Source organism: Paenibacillus gallinarum, assembly GCF_014836635.1.
In the GTDB taxonomy this organism is placed as follows: Bacteria; Bacillota; Bacilli; order Paenibacillales; family Paenibacillaceae; genus Paenibacillus; species Paenibacillus gallinarum.
In genome coordinates this window covers 170,939-195,709 of the sequence record NZ_JACSQL010000006.1, presented here as the reverse complement: position 1 = coordinate 195,709, position 24,771 = coordinate 170,939, and the positions used below count along the sequence as shown (strand labels likewise).

At 38.1% G+C, this 24,771-nt stretch carries 32 protein-coding genes and 2 other annotated features; of the genes, 3 read left to right on the top strand and 29 right to left on the bottom strand.

The window, feature by feature from the left end; all coding sequences use genetic code 11:
- Window positions 1-50 precede the first annotated feature (50 nt).
- Window positions 51-959 carry a LysR family transcriptional regulator gene (locus tag H9647_RS14790; RefSeq protein WP_191801226.1) on the top strand — a complete coding sequence of 303 codons (909 nt, stop codon included), beginning with the start codon at window positions 51-53 and terminating at the stop codon, window positions 957-959.
- Between the two features lie 76 nt (window positions 960-1,035).
- On the opposite strand, the gene H9647_RS14785 is transcribed toward H9647_RS14790, so the two are convergent.
- From H9647_RS14785 to H9647_RS14770, 4 genes are all read right to left on the bottom strand, one after another.
- Complete coding sequence (locus H9647_RS14785; protein WP_191801224.1) at window positions 1,036-2,487, bottom strand: DUF4179 domain-containing protein; 1,452 nt, start codon at window positions 2,485-2,487, stop codon at window positions 1,036-1,038.
- Window positions 2,488-2,508: 21 nt separating this feature from the next.
- A complete protein-coding gene (locus H9647_RS14780) occupies window positions 2,509-3,018 on the bottom strand; it encodes an RNA polymerase sigma factor (RefSeq protein ID WP_191801222.1) in 510 nt (169 codons plus the stop codon).
- A 122-nt stretch (window positions 3,019-3,140) separates the two neighbouring features.
- Window positions 3,141-3,533, bottom strand: coding sequence for a DUF3221 domain-containing protein (locus H9647_RS14775; protein WP_191801220.1), 393 nt, complete (start codon window positions 3,531-3,533; stop codon window positions 3,141-3,143).
- A 188-nt stretch (window positions 3,534-3,721) separates the two neighbouring features.
- Window positions 3,722-4,336: a YdhK family protein gene (locus H9647_RS14770; protein ID WP_191801218.1), complete on the bottom strand. Its 615-nt coding sequence runs from the start codon at window positions 4,334-4,336 to the stop codon at window positions 3,722-3,724.
- Window positions 4,337-4,495: 159 nt separating this feature from the next.
- Window positions 4,496-4,722: a binding site (T-box leader), on the top strand.
- Between the two features lie 82 nt (window positions 4,723-4,804).
- On the opposite strand from H9647_RS14770, the gene H9647_RS14765 reads away from it, so the two are divergent.
- Together H9647_RS14765 and H9647_RS14760 are read left to right on the top strand one after the other, a co-directional pair.
- On the top strand, window positions 4,805-6,166 hold the full coding sequence (locus tag H9647_RS14765) for a sodium-dependent transporter (protein ID WP_191801216.1): 1,362 nt from the start codon (window positions 4,805-4,807) through the stop codon (window positions 6,164-6,166).
- Window positions 6,167-6,388: 222 nt separating this feature from the next.
- Complete coding sequence (locus H9647_RS14760) at window positions 6,389-8,164, top strand: acid phosphatase (protein ID WP_191801212.1); 1,776 nt, start codon at window positions 6,389-6,391, stop codon at window positions 8,162-8,164.
- 99 nt (window positions 8,165-8,263) lie between these two features.
- Here H9647_RS14760 and asd read toward each other — a convergent pair whose 3' ends face one another.
- The 25 genes from asd to H9647_RS14635 form a co-directional block, all read right to left on the bottom strand.
- Window positions 8,264-9,349 carry an aspartate-semialdehyde dehydrogenase gene (gene asd / locus H9647_RS14755; protein WP_191801210.1) on the bottom strand — a complete coding sequence of 362 codons (1,086 nt, stop codon included), beginning with the start codon at window positions 9,347-9,349 and terminating at the stop codon, window positions 8,264-8,266.
- Window positions 9,350-9,481: 132 nt separating this feature from the next.
- Window positions 9,482-9,744 (bottom strand) — a binding site (T-box leader).
- Window positions 9,745-9,818: 74 nt separating this feature from the next.
- Window positions 9,819-10,283, bottom strand: a complete 465-nt coding sequence (locus tag H9647_RS14750) for a hypothetical protein (protein WP_191801208.1) — start codon at window positions 10,281-10,283, stop codon at window positions 9,819-9,821.
- Window positions 10,284-10,345: 62 nt separating this feature from the next.
- The gene (locus H9647_RS14745; protein ID WP_191801206.1) at window positions 10,346-10,969 is read right to left on the bottom strand and encodes a zinc dependent phospholipase C family protein; all 624 of its coding nucleotides are present in this window, start codon (window positions 10,967-10,969) and stop codon (window positions 10,346-10,348) included.
- A 12-nt stretch (window positions 10,970-10,981) separates the two neighbouring features.
- Entirely contained in the window at window positions 10,982-11,443 is a 462-nt protein-coding gene (locus H9647_RS14740) for an arsenate reductase/protein-tyrosine-phosphatase family protein (protein ID WP_191801204.1), read from the bottom strand.
- 50 nt (window positions 11,444-11,493) lie between these two features.
- Window positions 11,494-12,354 (bottom strand): ornithine carbamoyltransferase, encoded by an 861-nt coding sequence (locus H9647_RS14735; RefSeq protein WP_191801202.1) that lies wholly within the window; start codon window positions 12,352-12,354, stop codon window positions 11,494-11,496.
- A gap of 55 nt (window positions 12,355-12,409) precedes the next feature.
- Window positions 12,410-12,904: a shikimate kinase gene (locus H9647_RS14730; protein ID WP_191801200.1), complete on the bottom strand. Its 495-nt coding sequence runs from the start codon at window positions 12,902-12,904 to the stop codon at window positions 12,410-12,412.
- 27 nt (window positions 12,905-12,931) lie between these two features.
- Window positions 12,932-13,438: a P-loop NTPase family protein gene (locus H9647_RS14725; RefSeq protein WP_191801197.1), complete on the bottom strand. Its 507-nt coding sequence runs from the start codon at window positions 13,436-13,438 to the stop codon at window positions 12,932-12,934.
- A gap of 147 nt (window positions 13,439-13,585) precedes the next feature.
- On the bottom strand, window positions 13,586-14,005 hold the full coding sequence (locus H9647_RS14720) for a hypothetical protein (RefSeq protein ID WP_191801195.1): 420 nt from the start codon (window positions 14,003-14,005) through the stop codon (window positions 13,586-13,588).
- On the bottom strand, window positions 13,986-14,225 hold the full coding sequence (locus H9647_RS14715) for a DUF3977 family protein (protein WP_225229306.1): 240 nt from the start codon (window positions 14,223-14,225) through the stop codon (window positions 13,986-13,988). Before H9647_RS14715 ends, H9647_RS14720 begins: the two co-directional genes overlap by 20 nt.
- 23 nt (window positions 14,226-14,248) lie before the next feature.
- Complete coding sequence (locus H9647_RS14710) at window positions 14,249-14,782, bottom strand: HAD-IIIA family hydrolase (RefSeq protein ID WP_191801191.1); 534 nt, start codon at window positions 14,780-14,782, stop codon at window positions 14,249-14,251.
- Window positions 14,779-15,312, bottom strand: coding sequence for a DinB family protein (locus H9647_RS14705; RefSeq protein WP_191801189.1), 534 nt, complete (start codon window positions 15,310-15,312; stop codon window positions 14,779-14,781). The genes H9647_RS14710 and H9647_RS14705 overlap by 4 nt, the downstream gene beginning before the upstream one ends.
- Window positions 15,313-15,604: 292 nt before the next feature.
- Window positions 15,605-16,072: a GNAT family N-acetyltransferase gene (locus H9647_RS14700; RefSeq protein WP_225229305.1), complete on the bottom strand. Its 468-nt coding sequence runs from the start codon at window positions 16,070-16,072 to the stop codon at window positions 15,605-15,607.
- A 118-nt stretch (window positions 16,073-16,190) separates the two neighbouring features.
- Window positions 16,191-16,532 (bottom strand): GNAT family N-acetyltransferase, encoded by a 342-nt coding sequence (locus tag H9647_RS14695; protein ID WP_318245314.1) that lies wholly within the window; start codon window positions 16,530-16,532, stop codon window positions 16,191-16,193.
- Window positions 16,533-16,551: 19 nt separating this feature from the next.
- Complete coding sequence (locus tag H9647_RS14690) at window positions 16,552-16,719, bottom strand: hypothetical protein (protein ID WP_191801183.1); 168 nt, start codon at window positions 16,717-16,719, stop codon at window positions 16,552-16,554.
- A 76-nt stretch (window positions 16,720-16,795) separates the two neighbouring features.
- Window positions 16,796-17,368, bottom strand: coding sequence for a GNAT family N-acetyltransferase (locus H9647_RS14685; protein WP_191801181.1), 573 nt, complete (start codon window positions 17,366-17,368; stop codon window positions 16,796-16,798).
- A gap of 19 nt (window positions 17,369-17,387) precedes the next feature.
- Window positions 17,388-17,870 (bottom strand): GNAT family N-acetyltransferase, encoded by a 483-nt coding sequence (locus H9647_RS14680; RefSeq protein WP_191801179.1) that lies wholly within the window; start codon window positions 17,868-17,870, stop codon window positions 17,388-17,390.
- Window positions 17,871-18,428, bottom strand: coding sequence for an orotate phosphoribosyltransferase (gene pyrE, locus H9647_RS14675; protein WP_191801178.1), 558 nt, complete (start codon window positions 18,426-18,428; stop codon window positions 17,871-17,873).
- A gap of 138 nt (window positions 18,429-18,566) precedes the next feature.
- A complete protein-coding gene (locus H9647_RS14670; RefSeq protein ID WP_191801176.1) occupies window positions 18,567-19,142 on the bottom strand; it encodes a hypothetical protein in 576 nt (191 codons plus the stop codon).
- A gap of 335 nt (window positions 19,143-19,477) precedes the next feature.
- Complete coding sequence (locus H9647_RS14665; RefSeq protein WP_191801174.1) at window positions 19,478-19,861, bottom strand: hypothetical protein; 384 nt, start codon at window positions 19,859-19,861, stop codon at window positions 19,478-19,480.
- A 45-nt stretch (window positions 19,862-19,906) separates the two neighbouring features.
- On the bottom strand, window positions 19,907-20,362 hold the full coding sequence (locus tag H9647_RS14660; RefSeq protein WP_191801172.1) for a hypothetical protein: 456 nt from the start codon (window positions 20,360-20,362) through the stop codon (window positions 19,907-19,909).
- 30 nt (window positions 20,363-20,392) lie between these two features.
- Window positions 20,393-20,884 carry a hypothetical protein gene (locus H9647_RS14655; protein ID WP_191801170.1) on the bottom strand — a complete coding sequence of 164 codons (492 nt, stop codon included), beginning with the start codon at window positions 20,882-20,884 and terminating at the stop codon, window positions 20,393-20,395.
- 92 nt (window positions 20,885-20,976) lie between these two features.
- Window positions 20,977-21,486, bottom strand: coding sequence for a metallophosphoesterase family protein (locus H9647_RS14650; protein WP_191801168.1), 510 nt, complete (start codon window positions 21,484-21,486; stop codon window positions 20,977-20,979).
- Window positions 21,487-21,503: 17 nt separating this feature from the next.
- Window positions 21,504-21,713, bottom strand: coding sequence for a metallophosphoesterase family protein (locus H9647_RS26020; RefSeq protein ID WP_263621322.1), 210 nt, complete (start codon window positions 21,711-21,713; stop codon window positions 21,504-21,506).
- A gap of 172 nt (window positions 21,714-21,885) precedes the next feature.
- A complete protein-coding gene (locus tag H9647_RS14640) occupies window positions 21,886-23,367 on the bottom strand; it encodes a glycoside hydrolase family 32 protein (protein ID WP_191801166.1) in 1,482 nt (493 codons plus the stop codon).
- Window positions 23,368-23,378: 11 nt separating this feature from the next.
- Window positions 23,379-24,629: an MFS transporter gene (locus H9647_RS14635; protein ID WP_191801164.1), complete on the bottom strand. Its 1,251-nt coding sequence runs from the start codon at window positions 24,627-24,629 to the stop codon at window positions 23,379-23,381.
- Window positions 24,630-24,771 lie beyond the last annotated feature (142 nt).

Below are 24,771 nucleotides of genomic sequence, written 5' to 3'. Positions count from 1 at the left end.
TATAAGCATTTCATAAATGTATATACTAAAAATAGAAAGGAGAATGTGATATGGAATTAAGGGTTCTGCGTTATTTTCTCACTGTCGCAAGAGAAGGAAGTATAACAGGAGCAGCCAATTTTTTGCATGTAACACAACCCACTTTGTCGAGACAATTGAAAGAGCTCGAGGAGGAGCTAGGAAAGAAATTATTTATTCGGAAAAGTCACCATGTTGTTCTTACAGAGGAAGGCATGATCCTAAGAAAAAGAGCGGAAGAAATCATTAATATGGTCGTTAAAGTGGAAGAAGAATTTCATTCGATGGAAGAAACGATAGGGGGAGATATTTACATAGGAGGCGGAGAAACAGATGCTATGAAGCTAATTGCGCGAACCGTAAAAAGTTTGCAGATTAAATATCCAGCGATTAGATACCACTTTTATAGTGGAAACTCCGATGATGTGACAGAGCAACTTGATAAGGGGTTACTTGATTTTGGAATTCTGATTCAACCAGCCGATTTATCAAAATATAATTATATCAATATCCCGGCAAAAGATGTGTGGGGAGTTGTTATGAGAAAAGATAGCCCCCTAGCTGTAAAAGAAAGAATACAAAAGACGGATTTAATAGGCTTTCCTCTCCTTTTATCGAGACAAGCTATTAAAACAGGACTATCTAGGAATGAATTTTCTGAGTGGTTTGGGGAAGATTACGATAAATTAAATACGATTACGACATATAATCTAGTTTATAATGCTGCCATATTGGTTGAAGAAGGTATTGGTTATGCAGTTACCCTTGACAAGATAGCAAATACATCTAGTGACAGCAATCTATGTTTTAGACCCTTAGAACCAAGACTTGAATCTGGATTAAATATTGTTTGGAAGAAACATCAAGTGTTTTCCAAGGCCGCTAATATTTTTTTCGAAGAGATTAAGGAGACATTTTCCAAATGTAAATCGGATGAATAATGCATTTGGAATGGTTTATATAAGCAATAAAAAGCAGTGTTCTACGGCATGTAAATCCCATAGTCCACTGCTTTTTTTATTTAGAAGATGAATACAACTGCAAAGTTTGATTTTCCAATATAGGGTTCCAATAATTTATGATCTTGATTGTAAGCGGCTGCGGGTAGTCTACTGCCTCTGCTCCAAAATTATAAGAGTAATGTTCTTCTCCAGTATCATCTTTTGAAGATGTGGTAAGCCCACTTCCCCCCATGCTCCCACTTGTATCTTGATCATGACTTACTCCTTCAGCATCCTGAAATTGTGAATCCAACCACATGGAACTGCTTCTCAAAGATACAGCATTTTCAATTTCACGTTGAAATAACATATCGCCGACATCTGCTTCTTCCGAAGACTTTATCATTTGCAGATCGTTGTCCGGAGCTTGAACAATCTCATTCTTGCTCAAATCAATTACAATTTTCTTCTGATCTTCTTCAAGTGCCGAGATCCCTTGAAGTTTCAGTGCGATCGAATCATAATGATTAAGTTTACTGCTGTAAAATACGAGGGTCCTCTGGTTCTTATTTGAAAATAGACCCGAATTACTAGGAGTAAGTACCTTTGGATAAAATAACTTTTCGGATTTATCTCCTGATTTCCCAATCAATACGGGATTGATCAGCTGAGAGATATCTTTTGTATTCATCGAGTCATATTCCAAGTCCACATAAGTGTGTAGCGGTGTATAGACAATTTTATCGATATGAATTTTTTGTCCATCCATTTCCATCGTTTTATTGATATCGAATGACTGAATCTGGCTTTCAAACATATTTGAATCTAATTTAAAAGCGACTTCTAGGCTAGTTTGACTCTGGTTTTCGGTATATACATTAATTTCGTAAATTGCCTCATGGTTACTATAGATTGACGCTGAAAGATTTGTCATATAGATAAAGTTTTTAGTGGCATTTGGTTGTATGAGACTGTCACCTGGTAGTGCCATATCTGTAGAAGCACCCGTATCGGAAACTTCATAATTTCCATATCGAAAACTTTTCCCTACCTGATCTACCACTTGATCTGTTTTGTTCTCTAAACTGTACAAGACATACATTTTCCGACCATCCGTGACAGCACCAAGTACTTCAAACCGGACTCCATTTTTTTCTATGCTCTGATATATGGGCTGAATTAAGTCGTTACTTAGCACGTTCCCGAGTGCCTTTGTTAAGCCAGGAGCTTCAACAAACAAGTCAGAATCACTCCAACTTTTAGAAGTAACTGAGTGGGTTACTGTCTGTCCTGTCAAAGTATTCTCTCCGTTATTCGGCTGTACAATGGAAGACATGATAAACAGTACGACAATCGCTGTAATGAATGCACCGCCTCCATAGGAGAAGAGTCGTTTCTTCTGCCGCCGTTTCCCTTGTTCAATCCCCCGCTGAACCGCATTCGTCAATTTCATTTCTCGAACTTGTTCACTATTTCCCTTCATTTCTTGTGCATCGTCACTAAGAATACGTTCTTCTTTATTCCACATGTTTTGTCCTCCTCTCTATTCCTATAAGTACTTCCGAAGCTGTATGAGTCCTTCACGAAGCCAAGTTTTAATCGTCCCTTCCGGTTTTTGTAGTATTTTTGCAATCTCAGGAACCGTCATGTCTTGGTAATATTTGAGCATAACTACATGTCGATATTTCTTCTTGAGCCGATTCATTGCCCGCTCCAAATCCATTCGGTCGTTTCTTTTCATTTCATCTGATGGTTCTTTCACCCAACGATCTACAGGAAATACACGTTTTTTTCTTCTTAGCTCGTCCATACAGCAGTTAATCGTGATTCGAATGAGCCAGGGGGTGAAAGATTCTTCGCTATTCAATTTCTTTCGCTTCATCCAAGCCTTGCAAGTGGCTTCCTGTACGATTTCTATCGCATCTGCTTCATTTCGCATATAACTGTATGCGACCGAGTATAGTTTTCGTTGCTGACTAGATAGATAATTACTAAAATGTTCTTCATCTAGTAGATCAAAATCTGTTGCTCTCGATCTATTATTTATTGCTTCCTCCACAGTTTATCGCCCCTCCTTTTCAAAAAAATTTATGTACTAGGAAAACCTTATATCCTATTCTCACATTACTAAGACGGTATAGAACAGGAAAACGATTGGAATTTATATATTTATTTCCGGAATCATATACTAGTTATCACTACTTCTATATTCGTTACCTCTACTTTGGCAATTCTGCTCAGTTTATATTTTCCAGTCGTCGTTACATTTACAATGTCCCCAATTTTCGCTTCAGTAGAAATTTCAGACAACGAGAACTGGTACATATCTGTGTCATAACTTATAATTTCTTCTGCTGTTTTGTTTTGGATTTGATCCTTTGTTAAGTTTGTTGCAATAACCATATTTGAGTTGATTTCTACTACAATCCCTTTAATTACATGATGAGTTGATTCCTGTTCCATTATGTTCACCCGTGTCCCCTCCTCTTCAACAGTCCGATCTGTTGAAGAACTATTTCCGCAACCTGACATAACAAAAAACAAACATGCAAATAGTACAAAATATAATTTCATTCTAATTCCTCCTCACATATATTAAATTTGACGCAATTAAATATAATCCAGAATAATAAATTCAGATATCTAACCAAGTAACTGCGGAATTACGGTTTATTCCATACAAAAAAAGCAACCTCCTAGTTGGCATTTGGAAACCAAAAAGAGGTTGCTTATTTTAATATCATATAATGAATTATTCATATTTATTTTGCGGAAAGTTCCTCGTCTGTTACCCATTTATGGTTTTTTACCGGTTCTCCACCCGTTGTTGGAGTATAGTCCACCATATACACAGTAGTCATCTCTGAAGAATCAATGACTGCAGGTGCGTCCTTCATTCCAGGCATGTGATCTGCTTCTAAAGTGACTTCTGTTCCATCTTTCAACGTTTGGTTTGTCAGGTCTTTAATTTCCTCATGAACGACCCATTTATGATTTTTCACAGGTTCTCCGCCTGTGGTTGGGGTATAAGAAACTTCGTACGCAGTCGTTTCATAAGCACCTACAATAGTTGCTTCTGCTCCATTCATACCTTCCATGTGGTCGGTTTTTAGGATTACTTCACTACCAACCGGATAGGTTGGGTTATCGGCTTCTTCTAAACCATTGGGTACTTCTCCTGAACTCGAATGATTCATATCCTCTTGGTTCGTATCATTTTGTTCCGTTTGGTTCTGATCTGTTTGATTTTGCTCTGTCCCACTTTGCTCCGTTTGAGTCTGATTCGTGTTCGGATCTGATTGTTCAGTCGACTCACTTCCACATCCACCTAAAACAATAATTGCTGCTGCACTCAGTAATACTAGTTGTTTTTTCATTTGTTTTGATACCTCATTCTTTTGTATTTTCATGCTCGTACAATGAAATTACCCATTACGGTAAAATAGTAAACAAATGCTCATCTCAAAAGGAGGATCAAAAAATACTTGACCGCTGGGAATTCCCATACTATAATTTCGACTATTATCATAAATACGACATAAGCAACGAAGAGAACTTTATTAAGCCGGTCTCCCTGTTTACAGAGAATCAGTGGTTGGTGGAAACTGATACATAGATTTGGTGAATTTCATTCTTGGAGCTTTTTTATGCTGCATCATAAGTAGCAGTGTAAAAACGGAGGAAACCGTTATTTTCTCAAGTGGGAAGCAGTATCCTTTGCTTCCAATTAGGGTGGTACCGCGTGAATAGCCACGTCCCTATCTATTATAGATAGAGACGCGGCTTTTTTTGTTTTCTACTTTAATCTGTAGAGGACGTAATAATAATAGATTGGATGGATTAACATGCAAACTTCTGAGCAGTGGTCATCGAAGATCGGTTTTATTTTATCAGCAGCAGGGTCAGCCATCGGAGTAGGCGCGATATGGAAACTCCCTTATGTCACGGGCATAAGCGGAGGAGGCGCATTTTTTCTTCTTTTCATTCTATTTTCTTTATTCATGGGTTTCCCCTTATTGTTAGCAGAGTTTGTGATTGGACGCAGCACACAAAAAGAAGCCATCAGCGCCTATCGTAGTATCGCTCCCCACACGAAATGGCATTGGATTGGGAAATTAGGGGTATTCACTTGTTTCCTATTATTATCTTTTTATAGTGTAATTGGCGGCTGGATCGTGATCTATTTTGTAAAAGGATTGTTTGGCGGCATTATAAGCGAGGGTGCAGATTATGCTTCTGTTTTTAATCAGACGATTGGAAATCCTGCTCTCGTTATCGCTGCACAGTTCGTATTCCTCGCGTTTACTGTTCTTGTCGTCGCAAAAGGAATACAAAATGGCATCGAAAGAGTTAGTAAAATATTGATGCCTGCTTTATTTGTATTATTCTTGGTCCTGATCATTCGCTCGCTTACCCTGCCTAACGCGGTTGAAGGTGTAAAATTCTTTCTATCACCTGACTTCTCGAATATTACTTCTGAGAGTATTCTATTTGCGATGGGACAGGCCTTCTTCTCCTTAAGTGTCGGTGTGTCGGTAATGGTTACCTACAGTTCATATCTCTCTAAAAAAGAAAGCTTAATTCAGCCTGCCATTTCGATTGTATCGATGAATTTACTGATAGCGCTATTGGCAGGGTTAGCTATTTTCCCAGCGGTATTTTCTCTAGGATTAGAACCGGCTGAGGGGCCAGGACTGCTATTTGTCGTCTTACCGGCGGTTTTTGATCAGATTATTTTTGGAGAAGCGTTCTTAATTGGTTTCTTAGCATTATTTCTATTCGCTACCTTAACTTCAGCCTTTTCAATGTTAGAAATTATCGTCGCCTCTGTTGTGAAAGGAAAGGAAGAAAAGAGAACGAAGTATGCCTATCTTATTGGTGCTCTCATTTTAATCGTAGGGGTTCCTTCCGCTTTATCGTATAGTGTGCTTTCAGATCTCTTGATTTTCTCTAAAACGATATTTGATTCTGCGGACTACTTAGTTAGTAATATTTTAATGCCGCTCGGCGTATTTTTAATCTCTTTTTTCGTGACCCAAAAGATTAAGAAAAGCACGCTGCGCGAAGAATTGTTACAGCATTCGCGTTTAGGTGAAAAAGCATTTCAGATTTGGTTCTTTATTATGAGGTATATTATTCCTATCGTGATCATCATCGTCTTTCTTGATATTACAGGAATTCTGGATAAGCTCATGTCTATTTTTTAATTTAAATACTACTCTTACCGGAGTGATATCGTGAAAAACGAAAGTGCTGAATGTAAGCAGAACAACCCTGCCTACTTCCGCACTTTTTTCTATTTAAAGAGAAATTTTCTTTTCCTCACAATAAAATTACATACATGTTTACTTTAGTTAACAAACCAAAGATACCATTATAAAAGTAGGATATTACAACAAAATGGAATGAAGAGAGGATCGGTTTATAAAATGAACAAGAAAAAGACACCTGTATCTGCCGCAGTATTATCTATGAGCATACTTCTAAGTTCTCTTGGCGGTAGTTACGCCAGCGCTAGTGCTAGTGCAGCTATTACAAATGTAAATCCCCCGGCAGCTCCTGCTTGGGGCCATTTTGTGGATCAATATAAAAATAATGTGGCGGATAACAATACCGTGAGTACCAATCCAACGATAGGTCTCCTATCTGAATTTAATAAACTTTGGACTCCCGGTGATTCTTGGAACACAGGGACCATACTGGACCATAGCGTGCTGGGTCTGAATATTCAAAAGGTATTCAATACGTCACTTCGACGCACAGCAAATGAGGAAAAAGAGGCCTATTTAGATGATCGCAGGAATCAGAGCTACAGTGTGATTGACGGTCTTGGATCACTAGCTGATGACTACCGTTTAAAAGCGAAGGCGACGACAACCATACAAGATGTAGCCGCAGATGCCACAACTAAGAAGTACAGTGATGAAGGAAATAATGCAGGGGATCCCGAGTCTGAACTCGGTAATATGGTGAACTTGGTGAATACGCTTCGGGGGCAATATTCTTCGACCAACCCGGCAAAAAGCTATTTTAGTTATCCTCGTCCCTTCCGCTGGGTTAATAATTCAGTAGTCCTTCCCACTCTGATCCCAGTACAAAATGCAGACCCTACGAAAGACGGCGGTTTTCCTAGTGGTCATACCAACGCTGCCTATCTTAGTGCCTTTGCTCTAGCCTATGCGGTACCAGAACGTTATCAGGAGCTGCTTACCCGTGCATCAGAGCTTGGGAATAACCGTATCGTTGCAGGAATGCATTCCCCTTTAGATGTGATGGGAGGGCGTGTTATGGCTACAGCAACCGCGGCGGCTATCTTATCAGATCCAGCTAATAGTGAGCTCAAAAAGGCTGCTTATCAGGAAGCACATGACCTGCTGTTAACACAAGAAGGAACGGGAACAGAAAATGATAGCAATTCTGCTACAATTAAGAAGGAATATACGGAACGTCTAACCTATGGATTTAAAAAATCGAATAAAACAACTTCACCGGTCGTAGTTCCAAAAGGTGCTGAAGTACTGCTCGAAACGAGACTTCCCTATCTAAATGATACGCAGCGCCGCCGGGTACTAGCAACAACAGGACTTGCTTCCGGCTACCCAGTACTGGACGATCCAGAGGGCTGGGGACGACTAAATCTCTTTGCAGCAGCGGATGGATATGGAGCATTTGATACAGATGTTACGGTGACGATGGACGCCAATAAAGGTGGCTTTTATGCAGAAGACAGCTGGCGTAATGATATTTCCGGCAAAGGAAAACTGACTAAAAAAGGAACCGGAGCATTAAAACTCGAAGGTAACAATACATACTCAGGCGGGACTCTTATTGAGCAGGGCACGCTTGAAGGTACATCCAAGACCGCATTTGGGACAGCAAGTGTAACCAATAACGGCGGGATTCTTAGTGAAAATGTAGATGGTCAATGGAAAATTGGCGGTAGTTACAGACAATCTGATAAAGGTACAACGAAACTAACGATTGGCAGTAAAAAAGATTTGCTCAAAATAAAGAAAGAAGCTGTACTTGGCGGGAAATTGAGCCTTAACTTTACAAACAATTATGTTCCCAAAAATGGGGATGCTATTATCACTTATGACAAACGAAAGGGTTCATTCTCTTCCGTAGAAATCAAAGGCTTGCCAAGTAAGAGCAAAGTGCAAGTAGTCTACACCGCTAAAAGCATTAAATTGAAATTGAAGTAAACATCATTAAAATGTTGCAAAAAAAAGAAGCCCCATGATTTCGGGCTTCTTTTCTCTATCACTTTATAAACCGATGAAAAGCATAGGTTAGATTGATTCCTATTTTGCTTGAATGTATCCTTCTGCTTTCAACAGTTCCGCGATCAGAACAGCACCACCTGCAGCTCCACGTAATGTATTATGTGATAGTCCGACAAATTTAAAGTCATAAATCGAGTCTTCGCGTAATCTTCCCACGGAGACACCCATACCGCGTTCAATATCACGATCGAGCTTCGTCTGTGGTCTGTTGTCTTCTTCAAAATAAGTGATGAACTGTTTTGGCGCGCTTGGAAGACCTAACTCTTGCGGACGACCTTTGAACTGTTTCCAGCGATTCAGAATTTCCTCTTTCGATGGCTTATTCTCGAACGAAGCAAATACAGTTGCTAAATGACCGTCTGTTACAGGAACGCGGATACACTGAGTTGTGATCAATGGCGAACTTGCTTTTACAATTTCTCCATTTTGAACACTGCCCCATATGCGAAGCGGTTCTTGCTCACTTTTTTCTTCTTCACCGCCGATATACGGGATTACGTTATCCAGCATATCCGGCCAATCCGTGAAGTTTTTTCCTGCTCCCGAAATCGCTTGATAAGTAGAAGCAACAACATTCGTTGGTTTGAAATCAAGCAAAGCATGGAGTGCAGGAACATAACTTTGAATAGAACAGTTTGGTTTCACTGCAATAAATCCTGTGGAAGTTCCCAGGCGTTTTCTTTGCGCTGCGATTACCTCAATATGCTCTGGATTGAGCTCAGGAATAACCATAGGAATGTCAGGCGTCCAGCGATGAGCTGAATTGTTCGAAATGACAGGCGTGCCTGTTTTCGCATAAGCTTCTTCTAACGCTTGGATTTCATTTTTCTTCATATCTACTGCGCAGAAAATAAAGTCTACATCCTGAGCAACTTGCTCCACTTTCGATGCATCTTGAACGACAATCTGTTTTACGTTCTCCGGAATTGGTGTTGCGAGCTTCCATCTTCCGTTTACAGATTCCTCATAGGTTTTCCCTGCAGAGTTACTGCTTGCTGCAATCGAAGTTACTTCAAACCAAGGATGACCGTCCAGCAATTGAACAAAACGCTGACCCACCATACCTGTTCCACCGACAATACCTACTTTAAGTTTCTCTGACATACGTTATTCAATCCTTTCAAATGGTCTTCTAGTTAACTATTCAAACCATACGATTTGGTGTGTGTTTCTAACATTTTATCTCTATATAACAATGTATAACAATAAAAAAATCCCACCCCCAAGACGGCAAGTCTTAGGGACGAGATTATTATACTCGCGGTACCACCCCAAATTTGCTAATATGTCGCCATATCAGCCTCATCGAGTACGGTATTATAAAATACGTATACTCTAGCTCTATAACAGGAGCTCCTGGCACACCATCCACTACAAAGTAAAGTTTAGGGTGGGCTGCTCTGAGTCTTTGTTCAATAAGGAATCCTTTCCTCCTTTTCAGCTACCGGAGTTCTCTGTACAAGAATTCATTTATCTACTCTTCTCTTCATCGCATTTATTATGATTATGATCATTATATATAAAACCTTTTCATGGGTAAACATTTTTATCAAATTTCTGAGAGGATTGTTAATTATTTTAACAATGCCTGTATGGTTGATAGGTCAAAACCACCCACAGCTTCATAGGACCAGCCGTATTTCTTATGGATACTAAAACTATTTCCTATACGCATTATTTTATCATCTGCAAAATTTACACTTAGCGTAGGTCCGTTATCTGGTTGGATTCTTACCCGGTATCTTTCCCTTAAATCCGGATGATCGCTTTCACTCCTCTTTAATTTGAGATCCGCAAAAACATTCATTACCTTATTTATCGTTTCCATGTCCGTTATTTCAATTGATTTATTAAGTGAATTACCGTTCCACTCTGAAATACTTATTAAGAAGATTTCTTGTGAACCATGTGAGTCACCGATCTGATCTATCACTAGTTCTTTAAATGAGGTTCGGGAACTGACCTCTGAGATAATAAGTCCACTAAGGATGAGCAGCGCGACAATGGATAAAATAATCGTCTGTGAGCGTTTACTCAAGCAGCAACCCCCTTTCTTTTCTTCTGGCTTCGAGGTTCATAAACATGCGCACTAACGAATTGTTATCTGAGCTTCTTTACTTCATTAATACGTTGTATATGAAACGTCCCAAGTTCAACACATGTCTCTATATAACCAACCATCTGAGTAAACGTAAACACATTCAGATTCTCTTTTATCATTTCCTTATCATAATTCATATCGTCTAATACATAAGGAATGAAATCATGTGCTTCTTTGGACGTAACTTCTTCTAGATCCAAGACTTCAGGAACAACACTCAATTCTTTTCTCAGTTCATTCGTAAAATTATAGTACTCTAGTAATTTCCCGTTCAATAACCAAAAATCATGGTAATATAAATTGAAAAGTTCTTTATCTGCTTCCATTCTGTTTCGGAGCCAAGGAAGATTAAAACCTCTCAGCCATACATCATCGGCGATTAAATGAGTGTAATATCCCCTAATATAAGGAGAATCTGCTTGCGATCTATATTTTTCTAAAAAGCTTTGATAATCAACACTTCTAGAAAAATCTTGTACATCACCAATAAAGAAATGGGATAAATCTTTAGGTGAAACTGCATCCGGAGCAATGCTCCCCAGTAAAAATAAGGTTCTGTCTTTCATAGACAGATTCTCTGCTATTCGATTCGCAATAACCAAATGCATTATTCTCGAACCCATAGTTCGCCCTCCCTAATTTTGATAATCCTTTATATTTTTTATCACAACAGGTATGGCGTTATTGAAAATTTGGATCAATTCCATCATCTTCTCATCAAAACCTTCCTCATCAGGAGCCCCTATGTTTACAGGAGTATTTTGACTTTTATAAACTTCATTAAATAAATAGATGTCCCGATTGTACTCTTTTCTTACAAAGTCCCTATGTAATTCACTCATTCCAATAATAAAATCATAATCCTCAAATGACTTTTCTCCGAATTGTGTTCTCTTAAACTGTGAAACATCAATGTCCATGTCCCTCATCACCTGAAAATGAAGATCTGAATAGCTGCTGATATCACTACTGGCCCTAATTCCAGCCGAAGCAACGGTGATATCCGTGATATGGTTCGTTTTCAGGTAATTATTCGCGCAGAACTCTGCAATTACGCTGCGAGTATAGTTGTCAGTACACAGAAATAAAATATTCATATGATCTCACTTCTTTCTTTATTGGCATTGTCCTTCTCCATAACTATCTCTTAGTTTTCAATTGATAAACCTAAAGATCGAATGATGATTGCTTGCTGAACATATAACAAATTCTTCTTAAAAGAATGCCCGACAAAGTAATCAGACTCCATTACATTTTCACTAACTTCTTGATTTCGATCGAAGGGTGGACAAGGATTGAGAAGGGCACCTGGATTCGTTAGCCGCATTCTCTCTAGATTTATTTGATATTTTTTAATATAATCATCGGTTTGGTATTCGGGAGGAAGCGAATCTGTGAGCACCACATCACTACCCACGAGTTTATCTTCAAGCTCCGCCCAAAACTGATAATTCTGACCGTCTATACAGACCCTATTTCCTGGGCTGCAAACGTGTTGTAACGTGAGACCAAGTACTTCAGCTATTTCTATCCATGAATTTAGAATATTCTGCGGCGGACCGATAAAGGTGTAGGTGAGTTCTTGAAAGTTAGGCTTCATAGTTCGGATCGTGTATAGGTCAGCAACAATTTCACATGGATGATTTTCTGATGACATGGCATTAATAATAGGGATTGCTGCATGTTCCGCTAAATCATTCATTACCTCAAAACTAGGGTGCCTAATGATTACTCCATCGATCCACTGATTCAGATATCCCACTACATCCGAGAGTTTCTCCTTTTTATTGAGGGACTCAGGAGGGAAAAGAATACATTCCCCGCCAAGCTCTTTGATTCCTTTTTCAAATGTTATCCTGGTCCTTATACTCGTATTTGGAAAGAATAAAGCGAACGTCTTCCCTTCTAAAACCCTCTTGAAATCCCCGTTTTTTATTTGGTCTGTCATGTTAAATAGTTCTGAGATATCTTCTTGAGTTAAATCCCTTAACGCTAAAAAATGATTCATTCGCTTACTCCCCCGTGTAATGGATTCAAAGTTGCTCCATTAATTAATTACAGCATCATTCATGAATGACCCCAATCAATTCACTTACACAATCTTCTATACTTTTATTTGAGCAATCTAGAATTGTATCACTATACCTGATGTATAAAGGAATCCTTTCATCAAAAACATCCTTCAGACTTTGCCCTTCCTTTATCACAATTCCTCTAGTTGTTATATCACTTAGTCTTCTTTCCAGTTCCTCATAAGGAAGTTGTAAATAAATAATCTGCCCATCTTGTTTAAGGAAGTTCATCGCTTTTTCGGAATATATGACACTTCCACCTGTAGATATGATGCAATTTTCCAGTTCTAACCCAGACACTACCATCTCTTCGATCTCCATAAACTTAGAGACACCATCTTCAGCAAGGATATCTTGCAATAACCTGTCTTCATGATTTTGTATGACAATATCGGTATCTACATAATTCATTTCTAATGTTTTTGCGAGCAACACACCTAATGTGCTTTTACCAGCTCCAGACATACCTATAAGAACAATATTCATAAGCCAACTCCCACTTAGCAAGATCACCTAGCATAAATCCATTGTTATAAGCTGTTTATAACGTTTATTATCAGTTAATCTGATAAGTTTGTGATTATATAAGCTCAAGTTTGCTTCAAAAGCTTCTCTATCCTTCTCGAAATCACTTGTCCACTTATACATCATCTTTAACATAGCCAAATCTGGTATGTAATTACACTTTTCAATACGAAGTTTTTGTTTTAGGAACCTAGTAAAAATCCTAATTCGACGTTTCCATAACGGAGGATCAAGAAAAATAATAGTATCAGCCATTTCATATAAACAGCGATATGATTCTCTATCAGTACCTTCCAAAATCCAGGGTCCCTTTCGGTCAATATCCATAATTACCTCAACCTGCTCGTCTGGTGTACGTTTAACTCTTCGATCCGCTGTCTGATGATAAACGATAGAATCTAGTTCATACCAAGATATATTCATGTCCTTAGATAATTGCTTTGCTAGAGTTGTTTTGCCGCTAGCTACAATTCCTATGATAAAAATCTTTCTCATCTATTTCGGCTCCTAGTTTTATCGGTTTCTATATATTAAGGTTCTTGTGTCGGTCTTCTGGATCCCTAATTCGATATGTATTAATGAAGCGCCCCTGCCTTAGATAACTTATATCCATGCATAGGACGCTTTGTATTTGCTATCTAATCAATACTCCACTAAACTAACGATCCATTCAGTTAAATCAGGGTACACCGCACTCCATACCATTGTATAAATAAACAAAGTCATGAAGATATGTGGGCATTTTTTCTTTAGATGCCTAGTTGATTGAAACATACTTATCAGGATAAGAGGAATCGTAAAAAATGATGTGATGTGCCAGCCTAGTTGTTTGTCCTTAGACCAACTTCCAATCCCGATGTAGTTTAAGAAACTATCCAATAAGGAGTGTCCATATAAGTGATTGCAACCTAGGATCAGTACCACAAACAATACAGCTATCCATAACCAACCCATAGACACTTGATTTTCTCGTTTAAACAAACAATCTCCTCCATACATCAGGAAGATTCCAGCACCTCCGCCGAGATCGCCTGTAGCATTCTTATAATCCAGAGAATCCAATCATTAATTTAAATTTCCTTCTATCCTTCTTAGAGAACTTCATGCCTTCCTTGGAATCAATGATCAAAACATTCGTACCAATCCATACCCGGATATATGCTGATTTCATTTTGAATGGCTTTATAAATCCTTTCATTTCACTTTCCGACCCGTCGTCGTGTTCAATCTCTGTTCTAACAAACCAAGTATTCCCGATTCCGATTTCGGTATATTTCTTCAAAGATATAACTCCTTCAAGATTCATTAGATATGTGCATTTAGTATCCATTCCACTGCATCATTGATATGCTCCGCTATATAATCAGGTTCGACTTCTTGCCAATTATGTCTGTAATCGGACAGAGAAGATGTACCCCAACCGGTTTTTACCAGAATTTTAGTTGCACCCACTGCATGAGCTGCTAGCATATCTGTTTCCCCCACATCACCAATTACCACACACTTAGATAAGTCTAATTGATGCTTTAAGGCTGCTTCCTGCAACATACCAGGTTTAGGCTTTCTACAGTTACAATGATCTTGTTCACTATGAGGACAGATATAAGAATCATCAAACCCATATTTCTCGAATTCATGTCTAAAATCTTCTATAGTTGCTTCACTGCGTGAGATTCTATGCTGATTCGTAAAAGCAAACACCTTGTACCCTGCTTGCTTCAACCGGTTGATCGCTTCCTGAGCACCTTCATATTGTTTAAAGTTACTTGGATGTATAAAATGACCTGTGCCACCTATTGTCCCGTCACGGTCGATAAATACAGCTTGAAAGTCCTTCATCTAATCCCTCCCTTATTTAACGTTGACCATTTTCGAAGCTGATTAATATGAGCTTGATGATATCGACTATGGTCAGCCATATGCCATATCACCCATCGTATAGTTGCTTGTTTTTCATTGTCATGTCCAAAATTAACAACTTTGTCTAGATCCGCATCGATTAACTGCGTACATGCTGCTTCCAACATATTTAATACTTGTTCATAGTTATACATTAGTGTGTTCAAAGACACCCCTTTAACCATGGGGAGCTGATTATTTTCATCGATCATGGGACCATATTTTTCTGATAATGACTGAGGAAGTGGTTGTTCCTTTATTCTATAAACCCAGTTCAGATCAACATAGGTGATATGTTTTATTAACTGAGCAGTACTGTTCGATTTATTATCAGGTCCTTTGTAATCTACTTCTTCTTGTGACATCCCATCAGTAATACACGTAAGTCGGTGGCTGTTCTCTTTTACAGCGGAATATAACATACCCACAACTGGTGACATATTGGCTTGCCCTTGTAAATCATAGATCACTCGGTGACTCCCCCTTATTGCTTAATTCATATCTGATAATTGAAAAGGGTACGATTTTAGCACTTCTTTTGGGCCGAAAGTCATAACTTCAATTCGCATTGCCTCTGCGCCTTCAAATAATCTCACAGGGTTTAACATCGAAACATAAAGCTCACCGTTTCTATTCGGTCTGAGTTTGGTTTCCTCTTCTATACGCCTAGTTTCATATCCAGATTTTCTTTGTAGAAAGAATCAGTCTAGATTCAATGTGATCCGGTTCCTTAATTTTATTCTAATGTCCGCTATCTAACATTTATTCAGAAAACATATTTTCCATTGGTTCCTTACAATGCTGATATCCATTCCTTTTATAAAAATCTACACCTTCATCACTTGGCCATACGATAATAAATTCATATTTACTTTCTTTAGCCCAATCATTGATTTGCGATATTAAGTTACTACCGATGCCTTTTCCTCGATAATCCGGTTTTGTATAAACATTGGTCATATATGCAAAAGGATTCGTGATTCTACCTGGTCTGGGAACTTTATGTATAAGCTCTATGTATATATTTGATACAATAATTCCGTCTTCCTCAGCAATCCAAACATACCACTTGCGACTTTGAAATATATTTAATAAAAAAGCTCTGCATTCATTGTAGAAGATATCATAATTTTCATTTTTGAGTTTGCCTTCAACATCGTATTCCATTGTATAGTCCCACCTCAACCGAATGAGTTGATCAATATCTTCCTTATTAGCTGTTCTTATCATCAATAATCCCTCCAGAATATGTGGCAATCTCGTAAGCGAATATAGGTTGTTAGAAGAGATGATTAGATTACAAGCCCGCCCACAACTTTTTAGAATACCTAATAAACCCTAGTGATCGTTATCGATGAAGATGATTCCAAGTATCTTTAAGCAACCCATATTCTTTAATATCACTATACGTACCGTCTTTAAGTATCATCTCCTGTTTAAATTCTCCCTCTAAAACCATTCCAAGCTTTTGCAGCACAAGACCTGAAGCAAAGTTATCCGAATGGTGCCATGCTTTTAACTTATGGGCATTAATCTCTTCGAAAGCATACCTTGCGATCTCTTTTGCAGCTTCACTAGTAAATCCTTTCCCCCACCACTTTGAGCCGATATAATAGCCAATCTCACACTTCGAATGTTTATTAGATAACTCAGGAAAATGGATGGATCCAATCACTTCATTATCTAACACTATAGCCCATCGATAGAATTCAGGATTGGTATATCCAGATATCCATATGTACATCCCATGCTAAATATTTTGTCATCTCAGGATCACTGGTCATGTTGTTATACACGGATTCCAGATCATCCTCTGCAAACCGACGTAAAAATAAATGTTTCGTTTGTAGTGGTAGAGTGCCTTTGTGGACCAACATGTTGTTTCCTCCTAGTCAGCAAATTGATTAATGCATATTCTCAATTGCTACTATTTTACGAGATATTTCCCTCTATTCACCCTATCTTACTCTTCATGAATATTGCGACTTCTCCATCTAAAACGTCATTGTTTGTATAATAAGACAAATCAACCCCCTCTATTTCAAATCCGCATTTTCTATAAAAATTTATAGCATTCGCATTGGTATTCTGCGTTTCCAAATTGATTGCTCTAATTCTATTTACCTTAGCAAGACACGTTAATTCATTCATTAGCTGCTTTCCAATAGACTTCTTTCTCCAGTCTTCAGCGACTTGGAAGTGCCAAATCAATAATGTATTATTCCATTGCATCTCCTCAGCTATTACTACCCCGACCAACTCAGTACCTATGTAAGCCCCTAATGAATATCCCGTTGAAGCGATCTTACTATAACGCTCGTAATCCTCTTCACTATTTGTATATGATTTATGAATCATGCTTTCAAGTTCAATTAATTCGATTTCGATCACAGTTCTTTCTTTAGTTTCCCTTTTGCTTACTCTATATTTAGAGTCTGTAACATATCCAAATTCCCCAAGGTTCTTTTGTTCTTCATTCGTGTATTTATGTATCGGTTTTATCTGTATTGTTTCTATTGAAATCACCCTTTACTAGGATTCACTTTTAAATAAGTTCCCTGCTCATATGGATCGAAATTATTCTCTTATCGTCTATATTGGTAATTTTCATATCATAGGGTTTGAATCCATACTTCGAATAAAATGCTAACCCTCTTGAATTTGTATTATGACAAGCTAATCGTATCGTTCTCACTCCTAAATGATGTTTGGCTTTTTCAAACATGACATTAAGTAGATATGCGGATGCACCTTGGCCCCTATACTTAGGGGAGACAATTACATTACCGAGCCAACAGATACTTTTTTCTAAGTCATATCCATATATATTCGCGTAAGCAATCACCTCATCCGTTGCTTGCTCTATAATTACAGTTGGTTCTAACCGATCCTTCGATAAATCTACTATTTGATTGGGTGTTAAGGGGTAATTAAACCCCGGACTTATATATTTCAATTCTTCTTCCGATTGTGGAAATGTAGAGATCGCTTTCAAGTCTTTCCCTTCAAGACTTCTGTAGACATACATTCATGCCTTCTCCTTTATCAAATTCAAGTCACTGCCATCTTGAGCTGCCTCCATTAACTCTTCCATCTTAAATAATGAATGTAATGTAAGTCCTTCTGCTTCTAATCTCTTTCTGCCTTCTATGTCTCTTTCTATTACAATCACAACATCGGTGACGATTGCCCCGGCTTCTCTTAAGTCTTTAGCACTTAATATTACTTGACCACCTGTTGTTACCACATCTTCAACAATACAAATTCGCTTTCCCTTCACATCGATACCTTCAGCTAATTTACAAGTACCATATGCTTTGGCCTTTTTTCTTACAAATGCTGCGGGTATACCTGATTTCAAAGAGAGTGCCGTTGCTACCGGTACACCACCCAGTTCAAGCCCTGCAAGGACTTCAGTGCCTTGAGGTATCAATTTTTCAAGCTCTGATGCGATTTTGGATAACAAATGAGGTTTTGCCTCGAATAAATACTTATCGAAATATTCGTTAGATACTTTCCCTGATCTTAATAGAAACTCTCCAGTTAAATGCGATACTTCATAAATTTCTTTAGCTAGTTCCTTCATAAAATGACCTCCAAGTATTGTTTTGATAGTTCTCGTTATTTTATCTTTCGTTTGTGCATTCAGGACACTTAACTCTTGCTCAAACTGTTGTTATCAGATGTTTGTGTTCTCGTGTTTCCTCATACCGATGATAGCTCATCACTTTAATACTAATCCTTGTAAAAACTGTTCCATTAGATCATTTGATAGACGAATGGCTTCTACCCGGTTACTTGCTGGGGCCGTTATCATGTACCCATTTTCATTATTCCATGACTCGCCTATATTCCCATCTGACTCATTTCCATTTTGATCTGATAATAAAATAGTTACCTTACTAAAATCGCTATTTATAAAGAGTGATCCATACGGATGAATATTTGTACGGTCTACCACATCATTCTTTTTACTGGATGTAAAATAGGGATAAGTAATTGCACCCCACCCATCGTTTCCTATTAATATATCCAGCTTTCTCAGATCTGGTGGAACTGGAATTTCCTCACCCTCAATGTCTATCGTTCCTTCAAATCTTCTTTCACCAGAAATACGCTTGTATAACTTTCCTTCAATCTTTACAGCTACAAGTTGCTCAGATCCTTTCTGTTCCTTTCCTAATCTGTATTTTATACCTTGTTCGTCTATATTTACTTCCTTAGGATACAGATTGATCACAAGAACAATTGCTATGGTCGTTAGAATGATGAGGATACCCATAACAGTCAGTTTCTTCACGCTGACCACCTTTTGTTTGAAATATTTCTGATAAATGTTTGAGATTCACGAAGGTATCATTCAATCGGCATTCTCATTCCAATATTATACAGTTTTCTACTAAAAGGCGATAGCCTTTCAACGAGCTTACACTGTAAATAGATGAGTGACACTCCAAATGGGACGATAATTTTACGGTTCAATTCTACCATCCCACTTCCTGGAATTTTTATTCAGCGCAATATTAAGAGGCAGTATAGAACGATTAAGCTCCATACTGCCTCCTTCATTTAGTCTGCTTTTCCTTCAGCCTCAATTGGAAATAGATTGTTTAAGTTATCCATATCCTTGCTTGGTCATAGACTTTCGTATTTGCTAAGCCATTCTTTCCCTGTACTCCAGCCTTCGATCTGTCTTTCATCCTTTAATATGTCTTCACATGCTTTCGCCATGATCCATTCCTTTAATCCATCTTCCTTACTATTCTTGAGCTCGTTAAGTAAAAATTCCAAACCTTTATCTCCGGATGCTAATATCTCATCATATAAATTTTGATTGTCCTGAATATAGGCGGCGGGATTACTTGATGCAAGTACACTATTGTTATCCATGATCGACATCAAGTTTTTCTCTATTTGATTGCCTATATCATTTGGCTTGGCATTTTGACTAGATTGACATGCTATGAGAATGGATAAATATAGAACTGTCGTTATACTAATGAATATTTTTCGTTTCATAGAATAACCCTCTCTTATGGGCAGTATTAATATTTCAGCCTCTAATTAATGCTTTCTACTTCTTATCCAAAATACAACGACTATAAGAACCGTAAGACTAAAAATTGAAACCGGTAGTAACGTCTTTCCGCTGATACTTTGTATTGAACTTTTTTGAGATGCAAAGTAAAACTTATTATCAATTTTAACTGCTACCATATCTTCAGTATTGATATCCTTAATTTCAAAAATCAAACTTCCAACAGGTGTATCATTTGATTCACCGTTCTTCTTTGGCATGGGATCTCTTTGGCGTTCAATCTTCCCAATCTCCTTGCCAATGTTGTTTATATCTATCTCTACACCGGAAACTAGGTACACGTAGTTATTCAAAGCGATTGCACGAGGATAACTTTCGGCGAATGCCTCCCCTGTATTTAATAAAGTCACAATGAATAGAATGACAACGAACAGGAGTCGTTTTACGTTATACAGAATCTCGCCTCCTTTTAATCCGGACAATACTTAACTTAAACACAAAATGGATGGACATTACTCATTAGGTGTTTTGGGAGGTTTTTGAGCTTGTCTAACCAATTTTCCTCCGATAAAATGTTTTCCATATTTCTTTACATTTTCTTCAATTTCATGATCAGTAGGAATGTATTTGATTCTCCAAGTTAAAAAATAGGCTTGAACCTTACCGCTATAAAAAACCCATGAAAAAAATCTCTCCGCAAATTTATGAGAACCTCTCGTTCTGAAATTATTCATTGATTTTCCATCTTTCCATACCGTAACGGTCTGACCAATTCCCCCTTGAAGTTGTCCTGAGAGTTCTGCATATAATAAATTATCATTCTTAATCAGCTGTTTCTTTATAAACTCATTCACGATTCCATTAATAATAGTTCTGAAAACATTAAATTTCTCTCCGCGTGTTACTGATATAATCGCTGTCTCTGGAAGAGGTATATCTTTATCTCCAAAAGTAAACCTGGCTCCATATTTATTATTTGGATCTTGATATTTCACCCATTTCATATGAAACACCCCCAATTAAATCTTCACTTCCACGCCCAATTACTTATAAAGTCATCATCAATTCTATGTTTGAAAAATTAGTTTCAGAATATTTAAGCTCCATGAAATATCTTCAATATAAATTCCCTGTCTGGAACTTTAAGTTTTTCGTATGAATTCAAAAAATCAGTATTATCATATGAAATTTGAATGCTCTCCACATTTATGCCTGATTCACTTACTTCTACTAAACCATATCTTGCGATAGGTTTATGATTACAACCTAAGGAGCCAAGATTAAAATATACCCTCCGATCTGACGTTAAATGGTGAATAACATGATGATGTCCAAAACAAACGAGGTCATAATCAGAACTTGAATAAAAAGAATCCAGTTGTTCTATTGATGGATTTTTCTCAATTGTAAGGTAATGGTCTGTCATATCTAAATGATAATGAGCAAAATAAAACGTATACCCTAAAACCTCATATATTATCTTCTTAGGAAGATCGGTAATAAATTCAATATAGTGCTTATCTATTCGATCAGCCAACCATTGATGATGTGCTCTTTCATTATGATGTCCGAGAGGTGGAGCTTCGCCTCTAAAGGCTGCCGCCACAGCGAGTTCATGATTTCCTAGTACGAGATGTTTTGTGTATCTAATAACATTGACATCACTTCATTACTGTCCGGTCCTATTCCTACCATATCTCCTAGGCAAAAAATATGATCTGCTTTTCGTTGTTTTATATCTTCAAGTACTGCTGCTAAAGCAGAGGCATTTCCATGGATGTCTGTAATAATGGCATAAGATTTCATTTGATCACTACTTTCTGTCCTTTTCAATTCCTCTAGCATTATTTATCCTAATATAGCTTTAAACGTGTTCACTCGATAAAAGTTTTTAAAATCCTACATTTCAGAATAAATATAATATGCTGATAACTACATTGCTAAACAAAAAAGACTGCTTTCGAGTCACTGTAATGGCTCAGAAAAGCAGTCTTTTGTTTCATCGTTATTCAGCTTGCCAGATATCTTTTAATTTCCAATATGTCATTCCGTTTACCTTAGCCTCTCCGCCTTCGGTTACGAGTTCAATGCCTAATAGCTTATCACTCGGATAGATGCGGCTTGTCATCGTAGCTTGTCCTTCATTTGCAAACAATTCAATCGATGAGCGATCCACATATACATGCAATGTCAGCTGACCCTCAGCACTTAAAGCTGTACGACGAACGCCATCTGTTTTCTTGCCTGATTTGGAACAATCAAGTATAAGCTTCTGATCCGGGATTGAATAAGTGATTACTGTTTCCTCATGATTAGTACCACGAAGCTTCAAGCCTACGAGATCCGCACTTGTTTTCGTCAAGTCGAACACGACCTTCACTTCTAGCAGATCAGCTTCAACTTCCGTCAATGAGCTTCCGGAAATAGCTTGATCTTGAAGAACAATATGTTCACTTTGACGAAGCAGCTTCATTTCATCAACAGGATTCATGAGAACCTTGTTATTCTCACCGAGTGTAAGTACACGTGGAATCGTCAGCGCACCGCACCAACCATCTGCTTTTGTCGGCATTTCGGATTCCCACATATCCATCCAACCGATCGCAATACGGCGACCTTGATCATCTAGGAAGGTTTGAACTGCATAAAAGTCATGACCGTTATCAAGCTCTATAAACTCGCCATGCTTGTATTCATTCGTGTCATAATCATATTCACCGACATAGTACCCCGTCTGGAATAAGTTATTGTACTTATCTCCCTCAGCATCAATACCTTGCGGGGAGAACATAAATACATGTTTGCCGTCTAGCTCAAAGAAATCCGGGCACTCCCACATGAAGCCCATATTCTTGTCTCCTTGCAGAAGCACACCGTGATAGGTCCACTTTCTAAGATCAGGAGAAGTATACAAAATAACACGCGGCTCTTCATCTTTTGTGCTATTCCCTAAGATCATGTACCATGTATTCTCATGCTTCCAAACCTTTGGATCACGGAAATGTTGAGAACTGTCTGCCGGAGGCTCAGCGATTACAGGATTCTGTTCTATTTTTGTAAAATGAATACCATCCGTGCTTACGGCCACATTTTGATTCTGGAAAAAGATATTATTTGGTTCATCAATATAGTGATGTCCGGTGTAGATGAGTGTCAGTTCGCCGTTATTATCTACAGCGCTTCCAGAGAAGCAGCCATCAAGATCACATGTATCTCCAGGCGCTAATGCAATCGGACAATGCTCCCAATGTACAAGGTCTTTACTCTTAACGTGGCCCCAGTGCATGGGTCCCCAGTTCTCATCATACGGATGGTGCTGATAAAAGGCGTGATATTCACCTTTATATTGAACCAATCCATTCGGATCGTTAATCCAGTTTGCTGGCGCCATAATATGATACCCTAAACGGTAACGCTTGTTCATTTTCGCTTCTGCCTCTTTCAAGGCGTTCTCCGCTTGCTTCGTATTGTTGTGATATGTGTTCATTTGTTTTCCTCCTATGCTATTTCCATATTCGAACCAGTTTGAGTTTGAGGTTCCAGATGATTAGGCTTTTTTGGATCTCTCTTTAAGGTGAAGATTGAGATTGTTGTAAAGGCAAGTACGATTATACCCATAAACAAGTATGTGTTCGCAAACCCTCTGATGTCATAAAGCACACCGGCAATTGGTGAGAGAATCGAAGCTCCTACCTGACTCGTAAACTGATATCCTACCAGATACAAGATCGATGACAAACGCGTGTCAAAATTAGCAGCCAAATACTTGAATACAGAGATCAGCATGATTGGCAGTTCCAATGCGTGAATCAATTTCATAGCTGAAATACCGTAAGGTCCAATAACTAATCCGGAGCCCATGATACGGAATGACATTAAAAACCCTGCCAATATTAGGCCTCTTTTAGCGCCAATTTTATTAACAACAAACGGAGCTAAGAACATCATTCCTGCTTCCAAGAACACTTGGAAGGAATTTAAGTACCCATACACCTGATTGCCTAATGCAATGCTAGCGAATGCCGATGAAAAGAAAATCGGAAACTGCTGATCATAGACATTGTAGATACACGTAACACCAAGGACATATACAATAAAGAACCAAAAATGCTTATCTGTAAACAAATTCCCGACTTGCCTAAAGTTTATAGACTCAGCCTGTTCCATCTCGGATTCTGTTATCTCAACTTTAATTGACATCATGATGAAGAATAGAATGACAGCAGATACCGATGCAATCCAGAAGTTAATGTTTGGGTTGATATTAAAGAACTGTCCAGCAAAGAAGGTTGCTGCTGCCCAACCTAGCGAGCCCCACATACGAGATTTGCCATATTCAAAGTCATATTTGCGACTGACTTTCTCAACATAAGATTCGATAGCCCCGATTCCTGCCAAGAAAGCAACACCTAAGTATAATCCGCCTACAATGGCGCCAAGAAATACATTGTACTGTAGTAATGGCCCATAAACAAAGATATAGAATGGACCAACGATTAAGAGCAAACCGCTAATTAAAAATAGAATATGTTTCTTAAGTCCAATTTTATCGGAGATAAAGCCATAAAGCGGTTGCATACATAATGCAAAGATAGCGTTTACAGTAAAGATAATACCTGTTTCAGCACCATTCAGATTGATTTCTTGCCCGAGCCAAATCGAAAACAATGAATAACTGGCTGACCATGTAAAGAAGAAAAAGAAGAAATAGGCGCTTAGTTTCCAGTACATGCTCTTTGAATGTCTCATATCGTACGCTCCTCTAAGTTGAACATTTAATGTGATGTAAACACGTTAACGCTTACAAAACGATTATATGTCAACCGCTTTCATATGTCAACCGATTGAGATACTGTTTAAAAAGAAAAAGGAGTACTCTCCTTTTATCTCA

Excerpts from the sequence above, each read along its gene's own strand:
- H9647_RS14690 (WP_191801183.1), bottom strand. The coding sequence starts at position 16,719 with ATGTTGGTCCACAAAGGCACTCTACCACTACAAACGAAACATTTATTT.
- H9647_RS14740 (WP_191801204.1), bottom strand. The coding sequence starts at position 11,443 with ATGAATATTTTATTTCTGTGTACTGACAACTATACTCGCAGCGTAATT.
- H9647_RS14775 (WP_191801220.1), bottom strand. The coding sequence starts at position 3,533 with ATGAAATTATATTTTGTACTATTTGCATGTTTGTTTTTTGTTATGTCA.
- H9647_RS14680 (WP_191801179.1), bottom strand. The coding sequence starts at position 17,870 with ATGTATGTCTACAGAAGTCTTGAAGGGAAAGACTTGAAAGCGATCTCT.
- H9647_RS14760 (WP_191801212.1), top strand. The coding sequence starts at position 6,389 with ATGAACAAGAAAAAGACACCTGTATCTGCCGCAGTATTATCTATGAGC.
- H9647_RS14790 (WP_191801226.1), top strand. The coding sequence starts at position 51 with ATGGAATTAAGGGTTCTGCGTTATTTTCTCACTGTCGCAAGAGAAGGA.
- H9647_RS14635 (WP_191801164.1), bottom strand. The coding sequence starts at position 24,629 with ATGAGACATTCAAAGAGCATGTACTGGAAACTAAGCGCCTATTTCTTC.
- asd (WP_191801210.1), bottom strand. The coding sequence starts at position 9,349 with ATGTCAGAGAAACTTAAAGTAGGTATTGTCGGTGGAACAGGTATGGTG.
- H9647_RS14665 (WP_191801174.1), bottom strand. The coding sequence starts at position 19,861 with ATGAAACGAAAAATATTCATTAGTATAACGACAGTTCTATATTTATCC.
- pyrE (WP_191801178.1), bottom strand. The coding sequence starts at position 18,428 with ATGAAGGAACTAGCTAAAGAAATTTATGAAGTATCGCATTTAACTGGA.
- H9647_RS14655 (WP_191801170.1), bottom strand. The coding sequence starts at position 20,884 with ATGAAATGGGTGAAATATCAAGATCCAAATAATAAATATGGAGCCAGG.
- H9647_RS14770 (WP_191801218.1), bottom strand. The coding sequence starts at position 4,336 with ATGAAAAAACAACTAGTATTACTGAGTGCAGCAGCAATTATTGTTTTA.
- H9647_RS14730 (WP_191801200.1), bottom strand. The coding sequence starts at position 12,904 with ATGAATATTGTTCTTATAGGTATGTCTGGAGCTGGTAAAAGCACATTA.
- H9647_RS14710 (WP_191801191.1), bottom strand. The coding sequence starts at position 14,782 with ATGAAGGACTTTCAAGCTGTATTTATCGACCGTGACGGGACAATAGGT.
- H9647_RS14735 (WP_191801202.1), bottom strand. The coding sequence starts at position 12,354 with ATGAATCATTTTTTAGCGTTAAGGGATTTAACTCAAGAAGATATCTCA.
- H9647_RS14700 (WP_225229305.1), bottom strand. The coding sequence starts at position 16,072 with ATGATAAGAACAGCTAATAAGGAAGATATTGATCAACTCATTCGGTTG.
- H9647_RS14640 (WP_191801166.1), bottom strand. The coding sequence starts at position 23,367 with ATGAACACATATCACAACAATACGAAGCAAGCGGAGAACGCCTTGAAA.
- H9647_RS14725 (WP_191801197.1), bottom strand. The coding sequence starts at position 13,438 with ATGAGAAAGATTTTTATCATAGGAATTGTAGCTAGCGGCAAAACAACT.
- H9647_RS14785 (WP_191801224.1), bottom strand. The coding sequence starts at position 2,487 with ATGTGGAATAAAGAAGAACGTATTCTTAGTGACGATGCACAAGAAATG.
- H9647_RS14745 (WP_191801206.1), bottom strand. The coding sequence starts at position 10,969 with ATGGGTTCGAGAATAATGCATTTGGTTATTGCGAATCGAATAGCAGAG.
- H9647_RS14765 (WP_191801216.1), top strand. The coding sequence starts at position 4,805 with ATGCAAACTTCTGAGCAGTGGTCATCGAAGATCGGTTTTATTTTATCA.